The 23,034-nt window shown below is 40.1% G+C and carries 24 protein-coding genes; 20 read left to right on the forward strand and 4 right to left on the reverse strand.

The annotated features are described in order from the left end of the window. Positions 1 to 5 precede the first annotated feature (5 nt). The 5 genes from ABDV94_RS02045 to ABDV94_RS02065 all read left to right on the forward strand — a co-directional run bounded on the left by ABDV94_RS02045 (position 6) and on the right by ABDV94_RS02065 (position 5,734). Entirely contained in the window at positions 6 to 1,883 is a 1,878-nt protein-coding gene (locus tag ABDV94_RS02045; protein ID WP_343604336.1) for a DEAD/DEAH box helicase, read from the forward strand. Further along, on the forward strand, positions 1,876 to 2,859 hold the full coding sequence (locus ABDV94_RS02050; protein WP_343604338.1) for a DUF3883 domain-containing protein: 984 nt from the start codon (positions 1,876 to 1,878) through the stop codon (positions 2,857 to 2,859). The genes ABDV94_RS02045 and ABDV94_RS02050 overlap by 8 nt, the downstream gene beginning before the upstream one ends. Then, the gene (locus ABDV94_RS02055; RefSeq protein WP_343604340.1) at positions 2,828 to 3,556 is read left to right on the forward strand and encodes a hypothetical protein; all 729 of its coding nucleotides are present in this window, start codon (positions 2,828 to 2,830) and stop codon (positions 3,554 to 3,556) included. Before ABDV94_RS02050 ends, ABDV94_RS02055 begins: the two co-directional genes overlap by 32 nt. Positions 3,557 to 4,128: 572 nt before the next feature. Next, positions 4,129 to 4,881 (forward strand): ATP-grasp domain-containing protein, encoded by a 753-nt coding sequence (locus ABDV94_RS02060; protein WP_343604341.1) that lies wholly within the window; start codon positions 4,129 to 4,131, stop codon positions 4,879 to 4,881. A gap of 328 nt (positions 4,882 to 5,209) precedes the next feature. Continuing rightward, positions 5,210 to 5,734: a hypothetical protein gene (locus ABDV94_RS02065; RefSeq protein ID WP_343604343.1), complete on the forward strand. Its 525-nt coding sequence runs from the start codon at positions 5,210 to 5,212 to the stop codon at positions 5,732 to 5,734. Between the two features lie 227 nt (positions 5,735 to 5,961). Here the strand turns inward: ABDV94_RS02065 and ABDV94_RS02070 are convergent, their stop codons facing one another. Then, positions 5,962 to 6,330 carry a helix-turn-helix domain-containing protein gene (locus ABDV94_RS02070; protein ID WP_343604345.1) on the reverse strand — a complete coding sequence of 123 codons (369 nt, stop codon included), beginning with the start codon at positions 6,328 to 6,330 and terminating at the stop codon, positions 5,962 to 5,964. Positions 6,331 to 6,455: 125 nt separating this feature from the next. Between ABDV94_RS02070 and ABDV94_RS02075 the strand changes: the two genes are divergently transcribed. The 15 genes from ABDV94_RS02075 to ABDV94_RS02145 all read left to right on the forward strand — a co-directional run bounded on the left by ABDV94_RS02075 (position 6,456) and on the right by ABDV94_RS02145 (position 20,373). After that, positions 6,456 to 7,250: an SDR family oxidoreductase gene (locus tag ABDV94_RS02075; protein ID WP_343604347.1), complete on the forward strand. Its 795-nt coding sequence runs from the start codon at positions 6,456 to 6,458 to the stop codon at positions 7,248 to 7,250. Positions 7,251 to 7,271: 21 nt separating this feature from the next. Beyond that, positions 7,272 to 7,595: a nuclear transport factor 2 family protein gene (locus ABDV94_RS02080; RefSeq protein WP_343604349.1), complete on the forward strand. Its 324-nt coding sequence runs from the start codon at positions 7,272 to 7,274 to the stop codon at positions 7,593 to 7,595. A 47-nt stretch (positions 7,596 to 7,642) separates the two neighbouring features. Beyond that, on the forward strand, positions 7,643 to 7,828 hold the full coding sequence (locus tag ABDV94_RS02085; protein ID WP_343605343.1) for a VOC family protein: 186 nt from the start codon (positions 7,643 to 7,645) through the stop codon (positions 7,826 to 7,828). 186 nt (positions 7,829 to 8,014) lie between these two features. After that, a complete protein-coding gene (locus ABDV94_RS02090; protein WP_343604351.1) occupies positions 8,015 to 8,842 on the forward strand; it encodes a helix-turn-helix domain-containing protein in 828 nt (275 codons plus the stop codon). A 71-nt stretch (positions 8,843 to 8,913) separates the two neighbouring features. Beyond that, on the forward strand, positions 8,914 to 10,314 hold the full coding sequence (locus ABDV94_RS02095) for a serine hydrolase domain-containing protein (protein WP_343604353.1): 1,401 nt from the start codon (positions 8,914 to 8,916) through the stop codon (positions 10,312 to 10,314). 459 nt (positions 10,315 to 10,773) lie between these two features. Continuing rightward, on the forward strand, positions 10,774 to 11,700 hold the full coding sequence (locus ABDV94_RS02100) for an SDR family oxidoreductase (RefSeq protein WP_343604354.1): 927 nt from the start codon (positions 10,774 to 10,776) through the stop codon (positions 11,698 to 11,700). A gap of 94 nt (positions 11,701 to 11,794) precedes the next feature. Continuing rightward, positions 11,795 to 12,703 carry a helix-turn-helix transcriptional regulator gene (locus tag ABDV94_RS02105; RefSeq protein ID WP_343604356.1) on the forward strand — a complete coding sequence of 303 codons (909 nt, stop codon included), beginning with the start codon at positions 11,795 to 11,797 and terminating at the stop codon, positions 12,701 to 12,703. Positions 12,704 to 12,934: 231 nt separating this feature from the next. Continuing rightward, positions 12,935 to 13,939, forward strand: a complete 1,005-nt coding sequence (locus ABDV94_RS02110; RefSeq protein ID WP_343604358.1) for an SDR family NAD(P)-dependent oxidoreductase — start codon at positions 12,935 to 12,937, stop codon at positions 13,937 to 13,939. A 12-nt stretch (positions 13,940 to 13,951) separates the two neighbouring features. Continuing rightward, on the forward strand, positions 13,952 to 14,680 hold the full coding sequence (locus ABDV94_RS02115) for an SDR family oxidoreductase (RefSeq protein WP_343604359.1): 729 nt from the start codon (positions 13,952 to 13,954) through the stop codon (positions 14,678 to 14,680). 66 nt (positions 14,681 to 14,746) lie between these two features. Continuing rightward, positions 14,747 to 15,565 carry a helix-turn-helix domain-containing protein gene (locus tag ABDV94_RS02120; protein ID WP_343605345.1) on the forward strand — a complete coding sequence of 273 codons (819 nt, stop codon included), beginning with the start codon at positions 14,747 to 14,749 and terminating at the stop codon, positions 15,563 to 15,565. A gap of 334 nt (positions 15,566 to 15,899) precedes the next feature. After that, positions 15,900 to 16,091, forward strand: coding sequence for a cold shock domain-containing protein (locus ABDV94_RS02125; RefSeq protein WP_343604360.1), 192 nt, complete (start codon positions 15,900 to 15,902; stop codon positions 16,089 to 16,091). A 218-nt stretch (positions 16,092 to 16,309) separates the two neighbouring features. Then, the gene (locus tag ABDV94_RS02130) at positions 16,310 to 17,056 is read left to right on the forward strand and encodes an NYN domain-containing protein (protein ID WP_343604362.1); all 747 of its coding nucleotides are present in this window, start codon (positions 16,310 to 16,312) and stop codon (positions 17,054 to 17,056) included. Positions 17,057 to 17,309: 253 nt separating this feature from the next. After that, a complete protein-coding gene (locus ABDV94_RS02135) occupies positions 17,310 to 19,334 on the forward strand; it encodes a hypothetical protein (protein WP_343604364.1) in 2,025 nt (674 codons plus the stop codon). 167 nt (positions 19,335 to 19,501) lie between these two features. Continuing rightward, positions 19,502 to 19,924: an ankyrin repeat domain-containing protein gene (locus ABDV94_RS02140; RefSeq protein WP_343604366.1), complete on the forward strand. Its 423-nt coding sequence runs from the start codon at positions 19,502 to 19,504 to the stop codon at positions 19,922 to 19,924. 110 nt (positions 19,925 to 20,034) lie between these two features. Then, entirely contained in the window at positions 20,035 to 20,373 is a 339-nt protein-coding gene (locus tag ABDV94_RS02145; protein WP_343604367.1) for a hypothetical protein, read from the forward strand. A 195-nt stretch (positions 20,374 to 20,568) separates the two neighbouring features. Here ABDV94_RS02145 and ABDV94_RS02150 read toward each other — a convergent pair whose 3' ends face one another. The 3 genes from ABDV94_RS02150 to ABDV94_RS02160 all read right to left on the reverse strand — a co-directional run bounded on the left by ABDV94_RS02150 (position 20,569) and on the right by ABDV94_RS02160 (position 23,034). After that, on the reverse strand, positions 20,569 to 21,078 hold the full coding sequence (locus tag ABDV94_RS02150; protein WP_343604369.1) for an SRPBCC domain-containing protein: 510 nt from the start codon (positions 21,076 to 21,078) through the stop codon (positions 20,569 to 20,571). A gap of 153 nt (positions 21,079 to 21,231) precedes the next feature. Next, a complete protein-coding gene (locus tag ABDV94_RS02155) occupies positions 21,232 to 21,744 on the reverse strand; it encodes a methylated-DNA--[protein]-cysteine S-methyltransferase (protein WP_343604370.1) in 513 nt (170 codons plus the stop codon). 12 nt (positions 21,745 to 21,756) lie between these two features. Continuing rightward, entirely contained in the window at positions 21,757 to 23,034 is a 1,278-nt protein-coding gene (locus tag ABDV94_RS02160) for an acetyl-CoA C-acetyltransferase (protein ID WP_343604372.1), read from the reverse strand.

The raw sequence follows: 23,034 nt of genomic DNA on the forward strand, positions 1-23,034 counted from the left end.
TTTATATGAAACCAAAGATTTCTGTTTCCGTTGACCAACGGTCTTTAAATACCTCGATTAAACAAGAAAATATCAGTCAAAAAGCACTAAGTGATTTACGGGTTATTCTTGGTAGCATCTCTTCGGATTCGATCTTTCGTGAGGATATGTTCATTATTCCTTGGTATGATTTTAAACGTGTAATTGTAAGTGTCAGTCGATTATTGAAAAGTGAAAATATTGAACTAGAATTTGATGAGTTTGGTTTAAGATTACTAAATGAATTTCTTAGTGATCGTAAAGAGTTATTGCTTGGGGAATCATCGCTACATGTTAGAAGTGAATTAGTTGAATCACATTTAAAGAGTCATGAATTTGGCAGGAATCTTAAATTGGAGCAAGAAAGAGATGCTTCCAAGCTTCTAAAATTGAAACACGGAGCTAATTTTTCTGTTCCTGGTGCAGGGAAAACTACTACAATTCTTGCAGTACATTCTGTGTTAAAGAAGATAGATCGAGTCTCAACATTATTTGTTATTTCTCCGATCAACGCTTTTATTTCCTGGGAGGATGAAATTGCAGATATTTTTAAAGAGAAACCTCTAAAAGTTTTGCGAATGACAACATTCTTGATGAGTAATTTTTCAGAGGTGATAAGACAAAATCCGGATGTCATCTTAATCAATTATGAAAAAATGAGAAAGAAAATAGATAATCTATCTTCTTATTTCATTGCGAATAAAGTCCATTTAGTTTTAGATGAATCACATAGAATCAAAAGCGGAAACAACAACCAGAGTTTTTCTCAAATTGTTCGTCTTTCAGATTTAGCGGTAAGACGCGATATTTTATCTGGTACCCCAATGCCTCAGAGCTATCTTGATTTGGAACCTCAATTCGACTTTTTGTGGCCTGCAGAAAAAATAATTCCGGATTTGGCTAAAGAAAATGAGGAATCAAGAGTTACGGTCTTAAATCAAGCAATTAAGGAACTCTATGTTAGAACGACAAAAAAGGAATTGGGACTTAGGGATCCATTGATTGTATATACAAAAATTCCAATGGGGCCGATTCAAAATGAACTATATAGATTGTTCAAGTCCGAATCGGCTAGAATTCTTGCTGGAATGGATCGTGGCGACAAGATTAATTTCCGTAGAATTGGTAAGAGTGTTGTTCGATTATTACAGGCGTCTACAAATCCGATGCTACTGGCTACAAAGGATGAATATATTGAAGATATATTACCTATTCCTGAAGGATCAAAAGTTTGGCAATTGCTTGAAGAGTTTGTTAAATACGAAAAAGCTTCCAAAATTGAATATTTGAAAGATAGAGTTAAAGAGATTACGTCTGAAAGTGAGAACAATAAAATTGTGATTTGGTCTTATTTTGTTCGAAATATACAATTGTTAGAACGCTTGTTTAAAGATTACAATCCTGTATCAATATACGGTGGTATTCCTACAGGATCTGATGATGATGAGAATAGTCGTGAAAGTCGAATTAGGAAATTTCACGAGGACAACACGTGCAGACTGATGATCGCTAATCCTCAGGCGTGCGGGGAAGGAATTAGTCTTCATAAAGTCTGTCACAATGCTATTTATTTAGATAGGAGTTTTAATGCAGCTCATTTTTTACAGTCAATTGATCGGATTCATCGACTAGGCTTAGATAAATCAATCGACACCAAGGTAGAAATTCTTGTTTCGGAGAATTCTATCGATGAAGTATTGCAAATAAGGTTGAATGAAAAAATTCTGAATATGGGAGCAATACTTGATGATCCTTACCTTCAAACACTAGCCTATGATCCTTTTGATATTTCTTTAGGTGAAGAGGATGGTATTGATGCTCAAGATTTCGAAATGGTAAGCAAACACATTCTATCGAATGAGTAAAAATGAACAATTTTCAATTAGTAATAGTAATATAATTGCCTTATGGCAATTGATTCTACTTACTCATAGACACGAGGAAATAGAAGTTCGTTCTGCAGTTGAAATAGCCATGAATTCTGGATTAATGGGAGGTAGCCTGCCGGTCAATCAAGGTTTAAAATTGGGGCAATACTGTAAGGTTTTGGAAATTAATGATTCATTTTTACAATCATCTCAATATTGTAAAAATGAGTTGCTTAGGTACTGCACTGAAGATGAACCTAACGTTTTTGTGTTTAGAGAAATACTACAAAGGTTTACATCCTTTCAGAATTTAGAATGGTTACTATTTTATAGCGAGGATCCAGAATTGTTTAAGATATATATTCCTTCTGAATGGATAGAGTTATTAGAGAACGCAGTATTATTTGACTTTGAAGATATAGATGTGAGAGATTGGTGGGCGAAGATTTTTAATCGTTACCAAAATTATAAAGAAGGTCAAAAACTCGAAATTGGACGTGTCGCTGAAAAACTCACTTACGAACACGAAAAGCAACGTCTAGAGTTTGATCAACTAGACAATGGACATTCATATGTGAAGTGGGCTTCTCTCATAAGTGATCGATATGGATATGATATTCTTTCAATTCGGGGAAAAGCACTACAGCAATCTTTTGGAGAAAAGGATTCTATACACATTGAAGTAAAATGTTCGGTCAGCGATAATGAAACAAATTTCAGATTTTATGTTACTAGCAATGAATGGAACGTTGCTACGACTATGATCGACTCTTATTATTTCTATTGTTGGACATCGGCAAATAAGGAGACAGAATCTGCTATTGGCCCCTATGTAATTCCTGCTCTGCATCTAAAATCACACATTCCAACAAATAATGGCGCGATTTGTGAATGGTCGGAATGTCGATTTATTTTGGATTTAAATAAATTTTCTATCATAAATGGAATTACACCCGAGACTAGATTTAACTGATTTACCTTTAAAGCAACAGAAAATTATTCTTGGAAGCTTTCCTGTTTGGTCTCATACAATTTCAGAGCCTTCTAATATTACTGAAGAAATTGACAAGAAAAAAAATAGATTAGAACGGGGGGATATTGATTTCTTTTTTGGAAGTACAAAAAATAATTTCTGGAAGTGGTATAGATCATTTGTTGATTTGGGTATTCAAATTGGAGATATTGACAGTATTAAAGGAAGTTTAGTCACAAATAAGATAGGAATAACAGATTTGATAATCCAATGTAAACGAAAAGACAAATCTGCTTTAGATAAACATTTAACTGATAGAGTCTATAACTATATGTTTTTTGATTATCCACAAAAAGATGAAACAATCAAAATATTATGTACATCTAAAGGGCTAATGAATGAAATGCTTTTAACTCCTAAGTTTTTTAAAATTCATCCTACTTTTAAGATTGATACTACACTTTCTGAATCACTCCAAAAAGATCTGCTTTCTAATCTAAATAACTGTGATCATTCTTTAATTAAAAGACCATTTTTCCGAAAATTATTTTGTGATTCTGGAGGAAGTTTAGAATGCTTTGCAATTCCATCGCCTGGAAGTCCTTACCGGAAATTGACAGATTTTGGATTTAAAGGAGAAGATAATAATAGATTTCTAAATGAATTTCTTTCTATAGCCTTTAACTGGTTTAGCTAAAAAACAACATCTTTTATTCCAAGAATTTCATATCAAATTCAATATTCCCTTCATCATTAAGCAAATAACCTCAATACAAAATTGAATTTTACGAACTTAATTGAGAATATGATTTTCAATATCAAAAAACTATTTTTCAATCGTTTCAATCGTAACACACGTTCCAAATCCTCCATCAAAAAGTTTGACGTTTCCCCGCTTGAGGTTACGAAAGGAACCCTGACGGTAAACGTCAGGGTTTTTATTTTTTGGAAATTTTGAAAGCTTACTTTTCGTAAATGGAAGCGAACAAAAAACTGATTGTGTGAAACATAGTCTGGTTTCTATGCTCGTTATGAACGCTACAAAGAGATGTGAAAAATCCTGATGAGGTCACAGAAAAGAAACGGGGATTGTTATGAAAGTAGTGATTCTTTTATTCTCTTCTCCCGTACTCTATTTTTCGTTCTTTTCAGGATAAGTGTGAATAAGAAATAAGAAGGCGAAGAGGTCTCAATTTAGTTAATGATTTGAGAGAACAGTATATATTTGTTAATCAATAAGCTGGTGTCAGTTTACTATAACTACGTTTTATGATTTCAAAAGCATACATTCATGAATATGGTAACAACAAGATGGAGCCAGAACACTTGGATGTTAAGGAAACCCTGGAGGCCAGAGGAATAGAATGTGAATTTTTTACTACTAAAAGGTTGATGAGAAATCAGTTGCTGATTGATGATACCACCATAGTTGTTGGTGACAATCCTACTATGATGAATGTCTTTAAGCGACTTGGAATCAACTGGACAAATGATTCATATCCTGAAAGTCTGAGAAAATATCTGAACCGAAATGTATGGGAAAGTAGCATTAGAAAGTTATTCATGAAAAGTCATGAAAATGAGGTAGGGAATGTTTTTGTAAAACCCAAATCGAGCCCCAAACTTTTTACAGGATTTGTAATAAACTCAAACCTTGATTTATATCGTTTAGATGGAATAGCAAAAGATACTGATCTGTATTGCTCTTCCGTTGTGAAATGGCTTTCAGAATATCGGGTCTTTGTAAACAAATCGAAAATTGTTGGGATTAAAAATTATCACGGTGATGAAAGTTTAAAATTAAACATGAAAGTTGTAGAAAATGCAATTGGTGATTTTGAGAAATCAGAACAAAGAACAAATGCTTATGGAATAGACTTCGGCATATTAGATGATGGTTCAACGGCTTTGATCGAATGGAATGATGGTTTTGCATTGGGTTCCTATGGGCTAGACAAAGAAGTTTATACGGATTTGATTCTTACAAGATGGAATGAGATACTAAAAAAAACGAACGTATAAAAGCGGTTTGGCGAAATGCCTATTCGCAACTACGAAACGTTTTTCTTAACGGAAAAACTCCAGCTTTAGAGGAGATTAATCAGCTCGCTGGCTCCGCCACTATCGCCAAGTCGCGGCACGCTATACCTTGTATTCCGTTTAAACTACATAGTAATCAATCGTTTCAAGTTGTAACACACGTTCTAAATCCTTTACTGGTTCGCTTTTTCTTTTGCCCTACAACTTGCTCAAGAAAATCTATTATATTCGTCGATAAACAAGTTATGTAGATCTCTGAAAAACTGTATCGTTGAGGCCCGAAGAACAAATAGAATTTTCAATCAGTACCATGTGTTCTGACTATATTATCAAAAGTTGGGTAGGGCTGGTATTGTTCCTGGGGTTGCTTCTTCACTTATTCTTTTTTGAAGATATTGAATTTGGAATTTTTGGAGTATCCCTTGTTGCTTTTTGTGGCATGATCTGTGTGCTCGCTCTGCGAAATCTATATGTGCTATATGGTATAAGACGCCTATTAAAAAGACGGGCTTTTCCTCTCCTTAAAGCCATTTACAGAAAAAAATCAAATGCTGTGTTGTGGATTTATCAATTAAACACAACCTACACAATAAAGGATTATACCTCTTTCAGTCCACGAATCTCAGTGCGAAGAAAGAACTATATAGTTGTCGTAATGGCCGATGGTAAGAAAGTTCATATCAAAGCACGTAGTCAACAAGAGGTAGGAGAACTTATGGAGTTCTTATCAGAAGTATTCCCGCATGCCCTTATGGGCTACGGCCCTTATCAAAAGGCAGATGTTGAAGCGCGTATAGGAAGACGAATTCGCGATTATTTATGGTTTGACTTTTGATGATCGTCTGTATAACACTGCCTGCGCTTCATGCCGCAAAATGATTATTTTGAGAGGCATGAAAGCGCAGGCCCCAATAGTATACTTCAATACCTTTGGAACCATTTATTAATTGATAGCTTACAAGTTGCAACACCCGCTCCAAATCCTCCATCAAAAAATGGCGCACATCACTTTGAGTATGCTTTTTCTTTTATCATGCTCTCAGCCGCGGTTGACGAATGAAATTATTGACTCTCCGGCCTCAAATGGTTTAAAATCACAGCGCGTAAATGGTCTTCATGGGTATCGGCCCAATTGCCCAATGTAGCAATTACAGGAATTAATGTTATGCCAAACTCTGTCAAACTGTACTCCACTTTTGGAGGCACAACAGGATAAATTTTCCGTGTAATCAATTCGTGGTTTTCCAATTCCTTTAACTGAATATTCAGTACACGTCTTGTTGCATCGGGAATTTTTCGTTGCAGTTCACTTGGCCGTTTATGGCCTTCATGAATAAACCACAACAAGCGAATTTTCCATTTTCCGTACAGTACTTCGCCAATCAAATCCAATCCGCAGTTTAAGTTCGGAACAATCTTTCTTTCATACATAAACCAAAGTTAAACCTATGTTCGAAATTGTGCAATAGGGGAAAAATTTATCCCTATTTGAATCGTAACTCCGTACTTGTGAGGACTGTACATATGTCTCAACTTTGCTTCAAATAATTTAATCAATGGAACAGGAATTTAATTTCAACAATGAATTATCAGGCAAGATTGCACTGGTAACAGGAGGTACAAAAGGAGCAGGGAGGGCTATTGCGGAAAGACTATTAAAAGCCGGTGCAACCGTTATTATTACAGCACGGAACGCACCTGAAAGAGAAAATAACAAGCTTCATTTCATTCCTTCCGATTTGAGTACGTCACAAGGATCACAAAAAGTAGTCGGTGAAGTGCTGTCAACGTATGGCAGACTGGATATTCTTGTGAACAATCTGGGTTCTTCAATAACTCCTGCCGGCGGTTTTAGTGTATTAACAGATGAAGATTGGGAATTGACTTTGCAAGCGAATTTGCTTGCTCCGGTTCGACTGGACAGAGGATTTTTACCTCAAATGATCGACCGAAAAAGCGGTGTCATTATTCACATTGCTTCCATACAAGGTCAATTACCGTTGTATGATTCTACTTTACCCTATGCCGCTGCAAAAGCCGGGCTGAGAAATTACAGTAAAAGCTTATCCAATGAGGTGACGCCAAAAGGTGTTCGTGTACTGACCGTTTCACCGGGATGGATAAATACAACAGCATCGATAGCCTGGTTGGGCGAGATTGCAAGAAATGCGAATAGTACTGTAGAAGAAGCCCGGCAAGGTGTTATGGATGCACTGGGTGGCATACCTTACGGCAGACCCGCCGAACCGGAAGAAGTCGCTGAACTGGTTGGTTTTCTCGTTTCACCACGGGCTAATTACCTTACAGGAACTGAATTTGTAATCGATGGCGGCACGGTACCAACCATTTAATAATCATTAAAAATAGAAATAATGAATTTACCGAAAGTAGTGACAGATTTAATAGAAGCGCAAAACAAGTTCGACAGTGTTGCCTATGCAAATTGTTTTGCCGAAACAGGAGTCATGTTTGATGAAGGTAAGACCCATACAGGAAGGATCGGAATTGAGCAGATGATAAGCGAATCGAACAAGAAATACAGATCCGTGATGAAACCTCTTAACTATACCGAAAATGGAACTTCAGGCATCCTGTCTGCAGAGTGTTCAGGTACATTTCCCGGAAGTCCGATTGTGCTGCAATTTCATTTTGATATTGTGGATGGATTAATCCGGTATTTAAAGGTAACAGATTAACAAGCACTCACTTCATTGCAGAACCTGCGGCGAACAAAAGTATCATCATCGGGTTTCTTGTTGAGAATGTCGATGATCACTACGAAGTGATCAAGGGTTTAACCAGTGAAATTGTCCAGGAACCGACGACTAGGCCCTGGGGAAATCGTTCGTTACTCTTTCGCGATCCGGATGGGAATTTAATCAACTTTTTCACCCCTGTAAGTGATGAATCAAAAAGGAAATTCGCGTAAAGAATGAGCACCATAAAAAGAGCGGGGTCGATCCGCAAGTGATGATCCCGTTCTTTTTACCTCTCTTTACTCACACCAGGTGGATGTTTTTATGCTGCACGTAACACAATCATCGGATGAAACGGTTCTATCTGAACAAACAACGAGTCAGAGTGATTAACTTTGTCAATAAATGAGTTGTGTATCATGATACCAGAGCAAGTCAAAAATGGAATACCTTTTTATAAACCGAAAAGCGAAATTTTAAAAAAATATATTGACGGATATTACTTTATGTCTGAAAAGGAAATTTTACAATCGAACAGGTACTGGAGTTTCCCGAATAATTACTGTATCGCAACGGTCTGTCAAAATGCCCATGTAATTTCTGAAAATAATAAAATTTCAATTTCGTCGTCAAATCATAAACGACTTGCCTCGGACTTCTATTACAACAACTCATTTCCTGTGGAAATTTTTTATGAAAAACCCAGAAATGAAATTACGGTGTATTTCAAACCATTAGGAATTCATCATTTCTTAAATGAAATTCAATTTGAAGTCCACAAAGATTCCCTGTCAGATTTTATGCCTTATCCGGATTACTTGCCTGAAATGGAAAAAATTCTAAACATGGAAAATGAAGCAGAAAAATTGACTGCAATAGAACATTATTGGCTGTCAAAATTACTGGATAAAAACTTCGAATTATTTGAACCGGTTTTATGTGATATTGAATGTGGAACGAAAATCAGTGAAATAGCAAAGAAAATGAATATTTCACGTCAGCATTTTCATAAACTATTTTTCAAAAATATCGGGAAATCACCTTCTGATTATAAAAAAACGCATCGCTTCAAAAGCATCATTGAAAGTCAAAAAAAGGTAAAAGATTTTACCGGACTTTCGTATGATAATTCGTTTTATGACCAACCGCACTTCAATAAAGACTTCAAAAATTTAACAGGCATTAATCCTGGTTCGTTTTTCAAAAAGGTTGATACAAAAGACAGCAATTTTTGGCTTTTTGTATGACAGATTACATTTTTACAATGTTTGCACACACCCGCTGAATACATTTGTGTAAATCTAAAAACACTTAAAAAATGTACAAAAGAATCTGTCTTTGGGCGATATTACTTTTATTATCAACTATCGTTGTTGCACAAACCAACAGAACCAATCAAATAGACTCTCTTTTTAACCGGTTGTATGCTTCGGGAGAGTTTAACGGAAACGTTCTGATTGCAGAACATGGAAATGTGATTTATGAAAAGAGTTTTGGTTTGGCCAATGAAGAAACCAACGAAAAGTTGAATCTTGAAACGGTTTTTGAATTAGCCTCTGTTTCCAAACAGTTTACAGCAATGGGAATTGTACAACTTCAAAAAGAGGGGAAACTGTCTTATAATGACCCCATAAGCAAATACATTCCCGAACTAAAAAAATATGAAAATATCACCATTCAAAACTTATTAATTCATACAGGAGGTTTGCCTGATTATATGCAGCTGATGATGGAAGAGAAGGGTGATAAGACAAACTCTGTAACGAATGAGGATGTTATAACGTTTTTTCAGAAATCACACCCTGAAAAGGAATTTGAATCAGGAGAAAAATTCAGTTATAGTAATTCAGGATATATCATACTCGCATCGATTATTGAGCGGGTAAGCGGGAAATCATTTGAGAACTATCTGAAAGAAAAAATATTTATTCCACTCGGGATGAATAACACCTTTGTATACCGAAAAAGATACGAGCCTAAACAAATCGGTAATTATGCTTTGGGATATATCTATTCCGATAGTTTAAAACGAAAGATTTTACCGGATGAAGAAGGTAAAAACTCGTTGTATGTTTATTTAGATGGAACGTTCGGAGACGGAATGGTCAATTCCAACTTACATGACCTGTTAAAATGGGACAGAGCTCTTTATACAAATAACCTCATTAACGATGAAGACAAAAAGATTATTTTTTCATCATACAAAACAAAAGACAGCCTTGAAACAGACTATGGATTTGGTTGGTTTATCAATCAGGATAGTTTGTACGGTAAAATAGTGAGTCATACAGGACGTTGGGCGGGCTATTTAACCGTTTTTGAACGTGATATTGATCATGACAAAACAATCATTATCTTACAAAATAATGAAACAAATATAACCGAGAACATAAAGCTGGTTGCACAGAATGTCCGCAAAATACTGTATGATCAGCCACTTGAAAAACCTTTTGTATTATCTTCAAAAACGCTGAAAAAATACGCAGGGACCTACACGTACGAAAACGGAAAAGACGGACAAGTATATTATGAGTTTGGACGATTATGGACAAATAGCAAATTTCAGCTAAAACCCGTTACAGAAACTAAATTTGTTGTAATCGGCTTTCGCCCGGAAGTAACGTATGAATTTGTTCTGGATAAGAAAGGAAAAGTTATAAAACTCCAAATACAACAACTGAAAGAAGGGGTCGGTCTAACTGCAATCCGGAAAAAATAACTTCGCACAACAAGGTATTACCGCAATGGGCCTGATGTCATTCTATTGAGCAGTGGTGCTCCCTGGATGGTGTTGCTCCTGGTATTGGGGAAACTACATAGTAATCAATCGTTTCAAGTTGTAAAAATCTGTCCGGATCCTCTATCAAAAAAGTTGAAACGTTTGACATTTCCCCGCTTGACGGTACTACTCACGTGCAAAAGGAATTCCTTGTTCTCGTACAGTCCGTACTTCAAGCTGTCATCATCCTTTTTCTGTTACTTTATTTTCAGAATTTCCTCAAAAAGTTTAGTTTGCACGTGGAATCCGGTCAATTTATCCGGTGCTTAGTTATTGTGCAGCATCATTCAAATGGGTTTTCTTAAGAAAGAACCGTTTTTTGACTAAACCAAAAGTCGTTTAGGCTAAACCTGTTTTTGAGATCCGTTGCAATTTTGAACCAACAAAAAAACAGATAACATGCAAGACAAAATGAACCATTGGACAGCGTCTGATATTCCTCGAAGAAATGAAGGTTTGGCTGTCATTACAGGTAGTACGGAAGGTGTTGGGTATGAAGATGCCCTGGCGTTATCGGCAGCAGGATGGAATGTGATCATGATGGGGCGTAATGCTCAAAAAGGTGTTGAGGCAATTGCTAAGATTCACCAAATTCACCCCAAAGCAAAAGTACGTTTTGAAAAAATAGACCTGGCGGATCTTTCTTCCATCAAAGCTTTTACTGAAAGCATGGTCGCATCGGGAGAGCCAATCGATCTTCTGATCAACAATGCGGGAGTGATGACTCCTCCCAAACGACTCGAAACAGTGGATGGCTTTGAGTTGCAGTTCGGAACCAACCACATTGGTCACTTTGCATTGACGGCTCAGCTGCTCCCATTATTGCGTCAATCGCCTGGTGCACGTGTTGTAACCGTTTCAAGTGTCGCGAATCGTGCAGGACAAATCTATTTTGATGACCTTCAATCGGAATCTTCGTATACTCCGATGAAAGCGTACGGACAGGCAAAACTTGCAAACCTGATGTTTGCCCTGGAACTTCAGCGGCAAAGTGATAAGCATGGTTGGGGGATCAATAGTATGGCTGCCCATCCCGGTGTTTCACGCACGAATCTTCTGATAACCGGTGCAGGACGGTGGAGTTTTGCGGGTACAGTGAGAACCTTTCTTCCATTTTTGTTTCAACCAGCGGCACAGGGAGCATTGCCGACGTTATATGCCGCCACTTCTCCGGATGCCAAAGGAGGAGGATATTACGGGCCAAATAAAATGAAAGAAACACGGGGATTCCCTTCCATTGCAAAAATCCCTGAGCAAGCAAAGGATGTCCACGTTTCGCTAAAATTATGGGAGCTGTCGCAACAATTAGCAAAGGTTGAATTTTAGTCTGTGCATGCCCGATTCTTAGCGGAAGAGTATGTAAACGACAGCCATTGAGAGTTTCAATAATGGAGTTTAACAATTAAATTCGTTCTACGAAATGGTAAACAGAAAACCACATAGAATACAATCCGTAACGGAAGTGCATCGCTTAATGGGGCTTCCAAAGCCTCAGCATCCGCTTATTGGCCTGGTTGATTTATCAGGAATGAAAAATGACTCAGAGATACAGGCAGTGCTGTTTGACTTGTATGTGATATCCCTGAAAAGAGGGTGTGATAAACTTCATTACGGGCAACAGAAATATGATTTTGACGAAGGTTTAATGGCGTTTATGTCGCCGGGACAAATTTTGCGTGGCGAAGAAAAAGGTGTTCCTGAAAACCTGGAAGGCTGGATGTTGTTCATACATCCTGATTTCTTATGGGGAACTTCGTTAGCTCATAAAATAAAGAAATACGAATACTTTGACTATTCTGTAAACGAAGCATTGTTTCTTTCTGAGAAGGAGGAAACGATCATTCATGACATCGCAAAAAATATTCAAAACGAATATCATGCGAATATGGATAAGTTCAGTCAGGATATTATCATTTCGCATTTGGAAACCTTGTTGAACTATTCGGAACGTTTTTATCAACGACAATTCATTACACGTAAAATTACCAATCACCAAATCCTGGACCGATTGGAAAAACTGCTTTCGGACTATTTGAACAGCGATGACCTGGCGACAAAGGGTTTGCCGACAGTGCAATACATTTCAGATAACTTAAACGTATCGCCAACTTACCTGCGCAGTTTGCTTAAAACATTAACCGGGAAAAGTACACAACAACACATACACGACAAGCTCATTGAAAAAGCCAAAGCACTTTTGTCTGCAACAGATTTATCGATCAGCGAAATTGCATACGAACTGGGCTTTGAGCATTTGCAGTCATTCAGCAAATTATTCAAAACCAAGACGAAACAAAGTCCGATGGAGTTTAGGTTATCATTTAGCTGACATTTTATGCGTTTCTTACTCCCGGATGAGTTCGTTTTATCGAATAGGACACGATGCAATTACAGAAACTACTACTATCCGGTTCATAACATGCGGGTTCATGATGATCCACATTAAAAGTGAGTGCGTGGAATCCCGGTCTTTTAAACAAACCAAATCCGGACGTTTGAACAAAGTAGCCCGGAAAAACTGCCATTACTTTTGTTTCATCAAACAATTAATGATTAAAAGATGGAACAAAACAATTATCAGGGAGCATTGCAAAAAAGCGCAGGCTCAGGCTTCAATTCGAACTCTTCTGCGAGCGATGTCATCAGGGGAATTGATCTTACCGGGAAAATTGCAATCGTAACGGGCGGTAATACGGGAATCGGACTGGAAACAACCAAAGTACTGGCTGCGGCAGGAGCAACGGTTATTGTGCCTGCCAGAGATACGGAAAAAGCAAAAAGAAATTTAGCGGGTATTGCAAATGTAGAGCTTGAAACAATGGATTTGATGGATCCGGATTCTATTGATGCCTTTGCTGCGCAGTTTTTAAATTCCGGCAGACCGCTTCATTTACTCATCAACAATGCGGGAATTATGTGGGTTCCGCTGCGTAAAGACCAACGTGGAATCGAATCTCAATTGGCTACCAACTACCTGGCAGCATTTCAGCTCACCGCCAGACTTTGGCCTGCACTGAGAAAGGCTGAGGGAGCAAGAGTTGTCAATGTCTCGTCTCACGGACATCAGTTTGCGCCTTTTCATTTTGACGACCCTCATTTTCTTCACCGGGAATACGAGACGCTTCAGGCTTACGGACAATCAAAAACAGCATGTAACTTATTCACCGTGGAACTTGATCATTGGGCGAAAATATACGGAGTAAGAGCTTATTCTTTGCACCCCGGTTCTATTGCAGGAACTGAACTTGGGAGGGAAGCTACCCTGGAGCAATTCCAAAAATTGGGCTTTTTGGATGCTGACGGCAACCTGTTGCCCGAAGTTTTAGCCTCACTGAAAACCATTCCGCAGGGAGCAGCAACAACGGTTTGGTGTGCCACGAGCCCTTTATTGAACCATATTGGCGGTGTGTATTGCGAGGATGCGGATATTGCGGAGCTGGCTTCTGACACGTCTGTGTCGAGTGGCGTTAAGCGCTATTCTTTGGATGAGGTAAATGCAAAACGCTTGTGGAAAATGAGTGAAGAAATGACTGGAATTACCTTCAAAATAAGCGAATCTTTTTAATCCGAAAATCACATGGAACAAGTAACAGATAAAGTTGCCGTCATTACAGGTGGTAACAGCGGTATTGGCTATGCTGCGGCGAAAGTATTGAGCCAACATGGTGCTCAGGTGATCATCACCGGCAGAAGAAAGGCAGCCATTGAAAAAGCTGCTTCGGAATTAAATGTCACCGGTTTACTGGCAGATCAAGCCAATTTATCCGACATAGACAACCTGGTTGCCGAAATAAAAAAGCGCTATGGAAAAGTGGATATTTTGCTCATTAATGCCGGTATTACCAGGTTTGCACTGATCGAATCAACGACCGAGCAGGTTTTTGACGAAGTCATGGACGTCAATTTTAAAGGAGCCTATTTTATGCTCAGTAAGTTGATTCCGGTTCTGAATGATCATGCTTCGGTGGTGTTTTTGTCTTCAACGTCGGCAACTATTTCGCCTCAAAGTGCATCCGTTTATGCAGCCAGCAAAGCGGCGATCAATGCAGTAATGAAAATTGCTTCACTGGAACTGGCTCCGCGGAAAATCAGGGTAAATGCGGTTAGCCCGGGGCCTGTTGCTACGGAGATGATGGAAAAAATAGGGTTGAACCCTGAATTGGAGCAGCAGCTCATGGATAGTATCCCTTTGTCCAGGTTGGGTGAAGTGAGTGAAGTCGCTGAGTTGATCCTCTTTTTGTCGGGTAACAAAGCCGGGTTTATCACCGGGTCAAATTTCCTGATTGACGGCGGACAGTCTGTCTAAAATCAAATCGTTATGTTTCTTTCTATTTTTGTATCAGGGATTCATGTTGTTACCAAAAAACGCGCAATGGAGTATCAGGCAAAGTACATCACAGAAGACATTAAGCTTTCGTGCTACGATGATCGGTTTTTTAAGTCGGATATGATGTTCGACCACCACATGCTGATTTGGTTCATTTCAGGTGAAACCAAAATTGTACAAGCCGATGCAACTTATTTTTTTAAGCAAGGTGATATCTTCCTGATTCCAAGAAACCAGTTGGCAACAATTATTAATTATCCCACCAACGGAGAACCGCATAAAACGGTGGTGATGCATTTGTCGACGGACAGACTGAGGAAATTCTATGAGGGAATGAACGTCCGTAAGAAACCTGCCGGATCACCTAAAATCCATCTGTTCAATAACCATCCGCTGCTTGAAAGCTGTCTGGCATCCCTGATTCCTTATTTTGAGATGAAGCAACTACCGGAAAACATTGCCGAACTGAAAATTACCGAAGCAATCAGCATTCTAAGGGCTATCGATGATGAAATAGACCAGGTATTGACAAATTTTGAAGAACCCGGAAAAATAGACCTTGCGGCATATATGGAAAAAAATTTCATGTTCAATTTGCCATTGGAGAAATTCGGTTATCTCACCGGACGAAGTTTAACGACCTTCAAACGTGATTTCACCAGGGTGTTTAGTACAACTCCCCAACGCTGGCTGACTCAAAAACGACTGGAATTGGCACATTATCAATTGCTTGAAAAGAAAAGGAAACCCATCGATGTCTGCTACGAAGTTGGTTTTGAGAATTTATCGCATTTTTCGTTCGCTTTCAAAAAACACTTTGGTTACACGCCCACTGAACTCACCGGACCACGTTCAGTTCGATAATATCAGAAGAATGGTGGTAACAACCGGAAAAGAAGAACGAAGCACGGGGAGATATATAACTGATAATGAGTTGTATGGATAGGGTGTTCAGCCGGGGATAAGTGAAACAGGCATTGAAAGAGTTGAAAATAAAAAAATAAATAATTGAAAATAAGGGATTTAGTTGTACCTTTAACCAAATTCCATAGAAGATTGTTTTCTCAATCAGACTGTAAAGTCAAATTTACACTCCAATTAATTCAACATTTTTCCGTAAAAAATCCGTGCGAAGTACGTACGGCTAAGAATTCATTACATCGTTAAAGTTCCGGAATAAAGGGAACAAAAAAAGAATATGAATAAAGGAACAGTAAAATTCTTCAATGAGGCAAAAGGCTTCGGATTTATCAAAGGAGAAAACGAACAGGACATATTTGTACATGCTACAGGTTTGAACCAGGAAATTAGAGAAAACGATAGCGTAACTTACGATACGGCGGAAGGCAAAAACGGATTAAATGCCGTTAACGTTTCTTTAGCAAATTAGTATTACTCAAGTATCTAAAAAAGGACCGTCTCTTTGGAGATGGCCCTTTTCTTTTCACATTTTTCACCAAAACGACCTTCTCATCCGCTTCGAATCGTATCAGATCTTTTCGCTTTCAGGGAATCATGTTTGTAGCTGATGTTACCTATTTTTTTTAATTTACGTCATTGAGACATACTACATGGAATCTCTACTAAAGAAACACTCGCTTGAACAATATGACAGAAGATAAATTAGCCGTATTAATTGATGCTGACAATGTTCCTTATTCCAACGTGAAAGAAATGATGGAGGAAATTGCGAAAAATGGCACTCCAACAATCAAACGTATTTATGCGGACTGGACTAAACCAACTGTTTCCGGCTGGAAGAATGTACTTCTTGAAAACGCGATTACCCCGATTCAGCAATACAGCTATACCACAGGGAAGAATTCTAGCGATAGTGCATTGATTATTGATGCTATGGATATTCTCTATTCGGGAAAGGTAAATGGCTTTTGTATTGTTTCAAGTGATAGCGATTTTACCCGATTGGCTACAAGACTGAGAGAAGCCGGGATGACCGTTATTGGGTTTGGTGAAAAGAAAACACCGAAACCGTTTATTTCTGCCTGTGATAAATTCATCTATTTGGAAATTCTAAAAAACACGACAGCTGAGCTCAAGGTTGTAAACAAACTGAATAAAAAGTCGAAAAAAGAAGAGTTTACTGGCAAAGTAGATGTAGAGACAACGCGAATAATCGTTGAAAGTGTAAACGATTTGGCTGATGAGACTGGTTGGACGTTTTTAGGAAGTCTTGGCAGTTATATCCTTAAAAAGAAACCCGATTTTGATCCTAGAAATTACGGATTTCCTAAATTATTACCCTTAATCAAAAGCACGCGTAAGTTTGAAATTGATGAACGAAACACCGGGCTGCATAATACCCGGAGCATCTACCTTAGAATTAATAATGGGTAGACTTCCAGGAGAATAAAAATCCTGCTGACTCCACTTTGACCGAAATCATTGTTTGAAGCGTATTTTTCACCAGGCGACTCCGGATCTTCCCGTCCAGGAAATAAATGCCATTCAAAACACATCTGAAAATCAATCATTAAAAGAAAAAATAGTTAGTTTAGACAGGCAAAAATGATCTGTGTAATTGGTTCTGATTGGAAAGACGAATCGGAACTAAAAACAGTCAATCACTATTAACTTTAAAATTAAAACGATGTCTAATCAAACAACTATTCAGGGAACATTATCCTTTAACCAATCCTCTGCTGTTACTGCAACTGTGAAATTGTGGGAGGCAAATTCCCAGACTTCAATAGGTGAGTACGAAGTGACTAAAGAAGCAAACGGGAAATTTACCTTAACAGGAACTCCCCAATCAGCTGATTCTGTTATCTATATCACTGCAGTATTGCATTCTTCGAACGTGGTTTTGTTGTCGGTTCTGTCACCGGATTTTCAGAAAGAAATTGCAACGAAAGGAGTTGTGGTGAATGAGTTCACGACAGTGGCATCTGCTTTTACCTGCGCCCAGTTTTTTAGCGGACTTCAGTTGTCAGGAAAGGTGCAGGGAGTTACAATTGCTGCTAAAAATACACCCAACCTGGTGAATCCTGTAACAGGAAGCTGGGGGGATGTGTTAACTGATCCGTTCAATATCACACAAAATGAAACGCTGGCACGCTTAAATACATTGGCAGCTCTGATCACGGCTTATGGGACGGTAAGTACGGATGCGGATAGCTGGCGCGCCGGTTTTTTGGATTACGCAAAGCCGTTAGGAGGTCAAAGACCGGAGAATACTGCTGAAGCGATGATTGGAATTGCCCGGTCTCCCTGGCTGCATCCGGCAGAATTATTTAATCTTTTCGACAAAGCATACCCGCAGCCGAAGGATGGTTTCCCGGCAAAGCCCAACAGTAAGGTTCCTGTGAGCCGGCGAAGCGCTCCGTTTGTGCCGTATCTGAGTTTTGCCCCGGAGGATTTTGCAATGATCCTGGTTTTTGGTCAGGGTGGAATTTGCGCACCCGGAAAACTCGCTTTGGATCAGGATGGCAACCTGTGGACCGGTTTGAACTGGATGCCCGGAGCACAAAACGGCGTTTACCAGGGGATTGGCGGAGGACTGGTTAAGCTGGATTCAACCGGTAAGTTGATTTCGCCGCCTGTTACCGGTTACACTGGGATGGGAGTTGATGGGGTAGGCTGGGGAACCGCTATTACCAATGCGGGTACCTGCTGGGTGACGAGTTTTAACGGAGCTATTGGCGTACATAAACTGGAAGACGGTTCTCCGCTTGTCGATCAGGTTCCGGAAAAACTGGCTGACGCTTTAACGGAGATCGGTGGATTGCAAGGTATCGGCGTCGCGCCCAACGGGGATATTTGGGTTGTTGGAACTTCGTCCAATGAAATGCTCTATTTCCCGGGTGGTGATCTTTCCAAAGGTAAAGTTGTTGCAATTGTTGATGAGAACCAGAAAACTGTTCTTTCTGCTCCGTTTGCAGCCACTATAGATCATGCAAACCGTGTCTGGATCAGTAATACGAACGGTAAATCATTGGTGCGTTATACTCCATCGGAAGGAAATCCGAAGGTAGAACGCTTTTTCCTGGCAGGTGGTGGACGTGGTGTGGCACTTGATTCAATCGGAAATTGCTGGGTAGCTTGCAACACCAGTCCGGATTTCCCTTCCACGACTCCTACAGACGGTGTGTCGATTATTGAGGGGTTTGCTCTTGGTTATCCGCATCTTCAGCAAACATTGGGACACCATCGTAAAACCGGTTCTGTTTTTATGATTCCTGCTGATGCCAGACCAATTGATGAGGTTGATATCAGGACTCACACATCTGATTTGACACCTTACGGTGATGGTGAACTGAATGCTCCCTGGGGAATCTCTGTGGATGGAAATGATGATGTATGGGGTGCCAACTTTTTGGGAAGGGGAGTATCCTTCATGGCCGGTGCTTCAGCAAACAAACGCACGGAAGCTTTCAATACAGGAGATGTGATTCATACCATTCATTCCGGTAGTATTCAGATGCTGACCGATGTCATTGTGGATCAGGCCGGGAATCTTTGGTGTGCCAACAACTGGAATCTGCCACAGACTGTGATGCAGGCAAAACCTGATCCTGCTTTTTCGACATGGGGAGGAGGTTCCGGTGTCGTCGTCATTTATGGGATTGCTAAACCAGTCCAGGTTCCTTTGATTGGTTCGGTTAGTAGCCTTTAAATAAAAGAAAAAGCATCACTTTCCTGATGCTTTTTCTTTTTGCGTCATTCTCATTTTCACTGTTTTGTTCATTTCATTAACTTTATTGCTGGTCAACAGGAAATCACTTCTAAAATCCGTTTCGGAAAGCCAGAAGTTGTTGCACGAACATACTAACATTTCAAAATATGGGACTATTTAACTGGAAAAAGAAAAACAAAGTCAGTCTGACAAAGGATGAAGAAGATACCTTGCGGATGGATCAGCAACTCTTGTCGATCGCCGCTGCCATGAATGCAGGAAATGACCTCGCGGAGTCACCCTTGTCTTCTTTACCAGGTTTTAAAAGAGTTCCGCCACTGATCTATGCCTGTGCGGTTGGTAAAATGCACCTGGTTAAAGATGCCATTAACAACGGAAGTGATATCAACGAAACGGATGAGGACGGGAAAACTCCTCTTCATGCTGCTGCTGAAGGTGGTTACCTTGAAATTGTTGAGTTTTTAATTAACCAGGGAGCAGATAACAACCGACCAGACAAAAACGGAGTACTTCCGATAGAGCTTGCAAAAAGTAAAGGTCATCAATCAATCGTGGATTTCATCGCATAAAGTGTTTCCGGAATGAATCGTTTACAGGCAGTTTGAAAAATAGTTCTAGATTTGCCCGGGATTGGATGACCACCTGAAATTCCCTACTAACTAAACTTAAATGATTATCAATGATGAAAACAATTTTTTGCGTGCTTAGTATCCTGGTACTTTCACTTACTTTTTCCTGCAAGAAAAAGGCGGCTGAGGTGAATGCTGATTATGTGGGCTATTGGATCGGGTATGATTCGGATAAAAGTTATTCTATCAACATCGGCTCTGACAGTAAAGCAGTTTTTGAGAGCAATGGCACAGCAACGGTTACGGTGAGAGGAACTGCACGTGTTAAAGGCAGTACCCTGAAAATCTTTTCGAAAAAATTCAAGATTGACCAGGCCCCCAAACTAGATCCGGGTAATCAAATGACCTACTCCATGGTCTTAAATGGTGTTACCTACATAAAATCTTAAACGAAAAAGCGAATGGCGGTGGCGGTTCGCTTTTTTCTTTCGTCACCATGATCACGCTCATCAAAAAGACCTGGTATCAATGTAATAATGATTGTCTTTCTTTAAAACCGTGTCACAGGCTTCCGTGGTGTTAAGACTCCGTATCAAGTTGGTTTTTCTGACCACGATTTTGCAGATGGAGATAGTTCGTCCGAATCATTGTTTAGATACTCCGGACAGGGATTCCAATACGTTTTCCAAATTGACCATCGACATTTTATATCCTTCCGTGAAGCCCATTTCAATCATCTTCTCCAGACGCTCCAGGGACTCATTGTAAATAGTGATATCCACTCGGGTGATGCCGTTTTGTTCGCTGAAGGTGTAATCCCATTCGGAACCCGGTAATTCCGGATTTTCGTCTTTGTCGGCAAATGCATTGAAGAGTTTGAAATTGGTTTTGGGACTGATGGAAGTATACTTCTGAATGGCCCAGCGCTCCTGACCTTCCGGACTGACCATGGCATAAAACCGGCGTCCGCCTGCTTTGAATTCCATGAATTTTGTTTTGGATGTCCAGGGTTTTGGTGCGACCCACTGATCCAGGATTTCAGCTTGGGTAAATGCATCCCACACCAGCGGGAGTTCTGCATTGAATTCCCGTGTTATAAATACCGTTTTTGCTGCCTTGTCAACGGTAAAATCGAATAGCAAATGATGTTTCATTTGTTCAGGATTAAATGATGTCATCTCGAGCTTGTAAATATATGTGCAACTTTTCGGTTGCGCAAATTTATTTTTCAAATTTTAGCGCCTGATGAATACTGTTGGTTTACATCATCCCTGTCAAAAATGGCAATAACGGGATTGGTTTACGGTTTATTCTTCGTCCCAGAGACTCATTTGATTTCCGCCTCTGCCTTCGATTTTCAGGAGGATTTCTTTGTTTTTCAGCCCGCCCGCAAAACCAACCAGTTCGCCTGAAGCGCCGATTACGCGGTGACATGGAGCAATGATCGCAATCGGATTCTTGTTATTCGCGTTTCCCACGGCTTGTTGCGATTGCGGATTGTTAATCTGCCGGGCAATTTGTCCATATGTCCGCGTTTCACCGAAGGGAATAGATAAGAGAGCTTCCCAAACCTGCTTCTGGAATTCCGTTCCGACGAAATCGAGTGGGAGAGAGAAGTCTTTTCGTTCACCGGCAAAATATTCGTTCAGTTGATTTTCCGCCTCGCACAAAACCGGATGATCGGTCGCTTCCGAATAGGATTGAATGTTGATTCGTTTGGGATTGTCATTTTCCCAAAGCACCCCGGCGATTCCTTTGTCGCTTCCCACCAGCCGGATTCTGCCTACCGGAGAGTCCATATCTTTGAAATAATAGTCCATCAGAATCTGTTGTTACTTTTCCAAAATCATCGTGATTCCCTGCCCACCGGCTGCGCAAACCGAGATAAATCCTTTCCCCGAGCCTTTTTGGTGGAGGAGTTTGGCCATCGTTGCAATGACTCTTCCTCCGGTTGCAGCAAAGGGGTGTGCGGCAGCCAAACTGCTTCCGTTCACATTGAGCTTATCCCGGTCTATTTTTCCCAGGGCCTCGTACCCGAACTGTTTGCTCAGTTCCGGACTTTCCCAGATTTTCAGCGTTGCCAGTACCTGTGCGGCAAATGCTTCGTGGATTTCATAAAAATCGAAGTCCTGCAATTTCATGTCTGCCTTTTTCAGCATCCGGTTTGCAGCATGAACAGGCGCCAACAACAAATTATGCTGAGCTTCCACGTATTCAATAGCGGCAAGTTCGGCAAATGTGATGTATGCAAGGATGGGAAGATTATGCTGTTGTGCCCATTCTTCGGTTGCCAGTAAAATACAGGATGCGCCGTCCGTAAATGGTGTGGAATTTCCGGCAGTCAGCGTCCCGTTGATTTTGTCGAAAGCCGGTTTGAGCTTTTGCAGCTTCTCGATACTGGTATCGCGTCTTAAATTGTTATCACTTTCCAGGCCGAGGTAAGGTGTTATCATGTCACTGAAGAAACCTGCGTCATAAGCGCGTGCCATTTTTTGGTGACTTTCCAGTGCCAGTTGATCCTGTTCTTCACGTGGAATGCCATAGTGCTTTGCCGTGATTTCCGTGTGACCGCCCATGGTGAGTCCGGTGCGGGGTTCTCCGCCTGCAGGAGTGACCGGAGCCAAATCCCTGAAACGGATTTTGAAAAACTGCTTCAATTTGGCTCCAAAGGTTTTGGAACGATTCGCCGCCAGCAAGATTTTTCGAAGGTTTTCACTGACCACAATGGGTACATTACTTGTTGAATCGACTCCGCCGGCAATTCCCGCATCGATCTGGCCAAGCGCGATTTTATTGGCAATGTAGATCGCCGCTTCCAGCCCGGTATCACAAGCTTGTTGGATATCACAAGCCGGTGTGGCAGGATTCAGGTTGGTTCCCAGCACGCTTTCACGCATGAGGTTTCGCTCGGCACTGTGTTTTAAAACAGCTCCTCCTGCTACTTCTCCCAGAAGCTGGCCTTCGAGGTGATAGCGCTCAATCAGGCCGTTCAATACAGCGGTCATCATGTCCTGGTTGCTCGCTTCTGCGTATGCCGTATTCTGTCTGGCAAAAGGCAGGCGGTTATACCCGACCACAGCCACTTTTCTAATGGATTGATTTGCTTTCAT

It is taken from the genome of Fluviicola sp. (assembly GCF_039596355.1).
Lineage (GTDB): Bacteria > Bacteroidota > Bacteroidia > Flavobacteriales_D > Crocinitomicaceae > Fluviicola.

Excerpts from the sequence above, each read along its gene's own strand:
- ABDV94_RS02045 (WP_343604336.1), top strand. The coding sequence starts at position 6 with ATGAAACCAAAGATTTCTGTTTCCGTTGACCAACGGTCTTTAAATACC.
- ABDV94_RS02050 (WP_343604338.1), top strand. The coding sequence starts at position 1,876 with ATGAGTAAAAATGAACAATTTTCAATTAGTAATAGTAATATAATTGCC.
- ABDV94_RS02055 (WP_343604340.1), top strand. The coding sequence starts at position 2,828 with ATGGAATTACACCCGAGACTAGATTTAACTGATTTACCTTTAAAGCAA.
- ABDV94_RS02060 (WP_343604341.1), top strand. The coding sequence starts at position 4,129 with ATGATTTCAAAAGCATACATTCATGAATATGGTAACAACAAGATGGAG.
- ABDV94_RS02065 (WP_343604343.1), top strand. The coding sequence starts at position 5,210 with ATGTGTTCTGACTATATTATCAAAAGTTGGGTAGGGCTGGTATTGTTC.
- ABDV94_RS02070 (WP_343604345.1), bottom strand. The coding sequence starts at position 6,330 with ATGTATGAAAGAAAGATTGTTCCGAACTTAAACTGCGGATTGGATTTG.
- ABDV94_RS02075 (WP_343604347.1), top strand. The coding sequence starts at position 6,456 with ATGGAACAGGAATTTAATTTCAACAATGAATTATCAGGCAAGATTGCA.
- ABDV94_RS02080 (WP_343604349.1), top strand. The coding sequence starts at position 7,272 with ATGAATTTACCGAAAGTAGTGACAGATTTAATAGAAGCGCAAAACAAG.
- ABDV94_RS02090 (WP_343604351.1), top strand. The coding sequence starts at position 8,015 with ATGATACCAGAGCAAGTCAAAAATGGAATACCTTTTTATAAACCGAAA.
- ABDV94_RS02095 (WP_343604353.1), top strand. The coding sequence starts at position 8,914 with ATGTACAAAAGAATCTGTCTTTGGGCGATATTACTTTTATTATCAACT.
- ABDV94_RS02100 (WP_343604354.1), top strand. The coding sequence starts at position 10,774 with ATGCAAGACAAAATGAACCATTGGACAGCGTCTGATATTCCTCGAAGA.
- ABDV94_RS02105 (WP_343604356.1), top strand. The coding sequence starts at position 11,795 with ATGGTAAACAGAAAACCACATAGAATACAATCCGTAACGGAAGTGCAT.
- ABDV94_RS02110 (WP_343604358.1), top strand. The coding sequence starts at position 12,935 with ATGGAACAAAACAATTATCAGGGAGCATTGCAAAAAAGCGCAGGCTCA.
- ABDV94_RS02115 (WP_343604359.1), top strand. The coding sequence starts at position 13,952 with ATGGAACAAGTAACAGATAAAGTTGCCGTCATTACAGGTGGTAACAGC.
- ABDV94_RS02120 (WP_343605345.1), top strand. The coding sequence starts at position 14,747 with ATGGAGTATCAGGCAAAGTACATCACAGAAGACATTAAGCTTTCGTGC.
- ABDV94_RS02125 (WP_343604360.1), top strand. The coding sequence starts at position 15,900 with ATGAATAAAGGAACAGTAAAATTCTTCAATGAGGCAAAAGGCTTCGGA.
- ABDV94_RS02130 (WP_343604362.1), top strand. The coding sequence starts at position 16,310 with ATGACAGAAGATAAATTAGCCGTATTAATTGATGCTGACAATGTTCCT.
- ABDV94_RS02135 (WP_343604364.1), top strand. The coding sequence starts at position 17,310 with ATGTCTAATCAAACAACTATTCAGGGAACATTATCCTTTAACCAATCC.
- ABDV94_RS02140 (WP_343604366.1), top strand. The coding sequence starts at position 19,502 with ATGGGACTATTTAACTGGAAAAAGAAAAACAAAGTCAGTCTGACAAAG.
- ABDV94_RS02145 (WP_343604367.1), top strand. The coding sequence starts at position 20,035 with ATGATGAAAACAATTTTTTGCGTGCTTAGTATCCTGGTACTTTCACTT.
- ABDV94_RS02150 (WP_343604369.1), bottom strand. The coding sequence starts at position 21,078 with ATGAAACATCATTTGCTATTCGATTTTACCGTTGACAAGGCAGCAAAA.
- ABDV94_RS02155 (WP_343604370.1), bottom strand. The coding sequence starts at position 21,744 with ATGGACTATTATTTCAAAGATATGGACTCTCCGGTAGGCAGAATCCGG.
- ABDV94_RS02160 (WP_343604372.1), bottom strand. The coding sequence starts at position 23,034 with ATGAAAGCAAATCAATCCATTAGAAAAGTGGCTGTGGTCGGGTATAAC.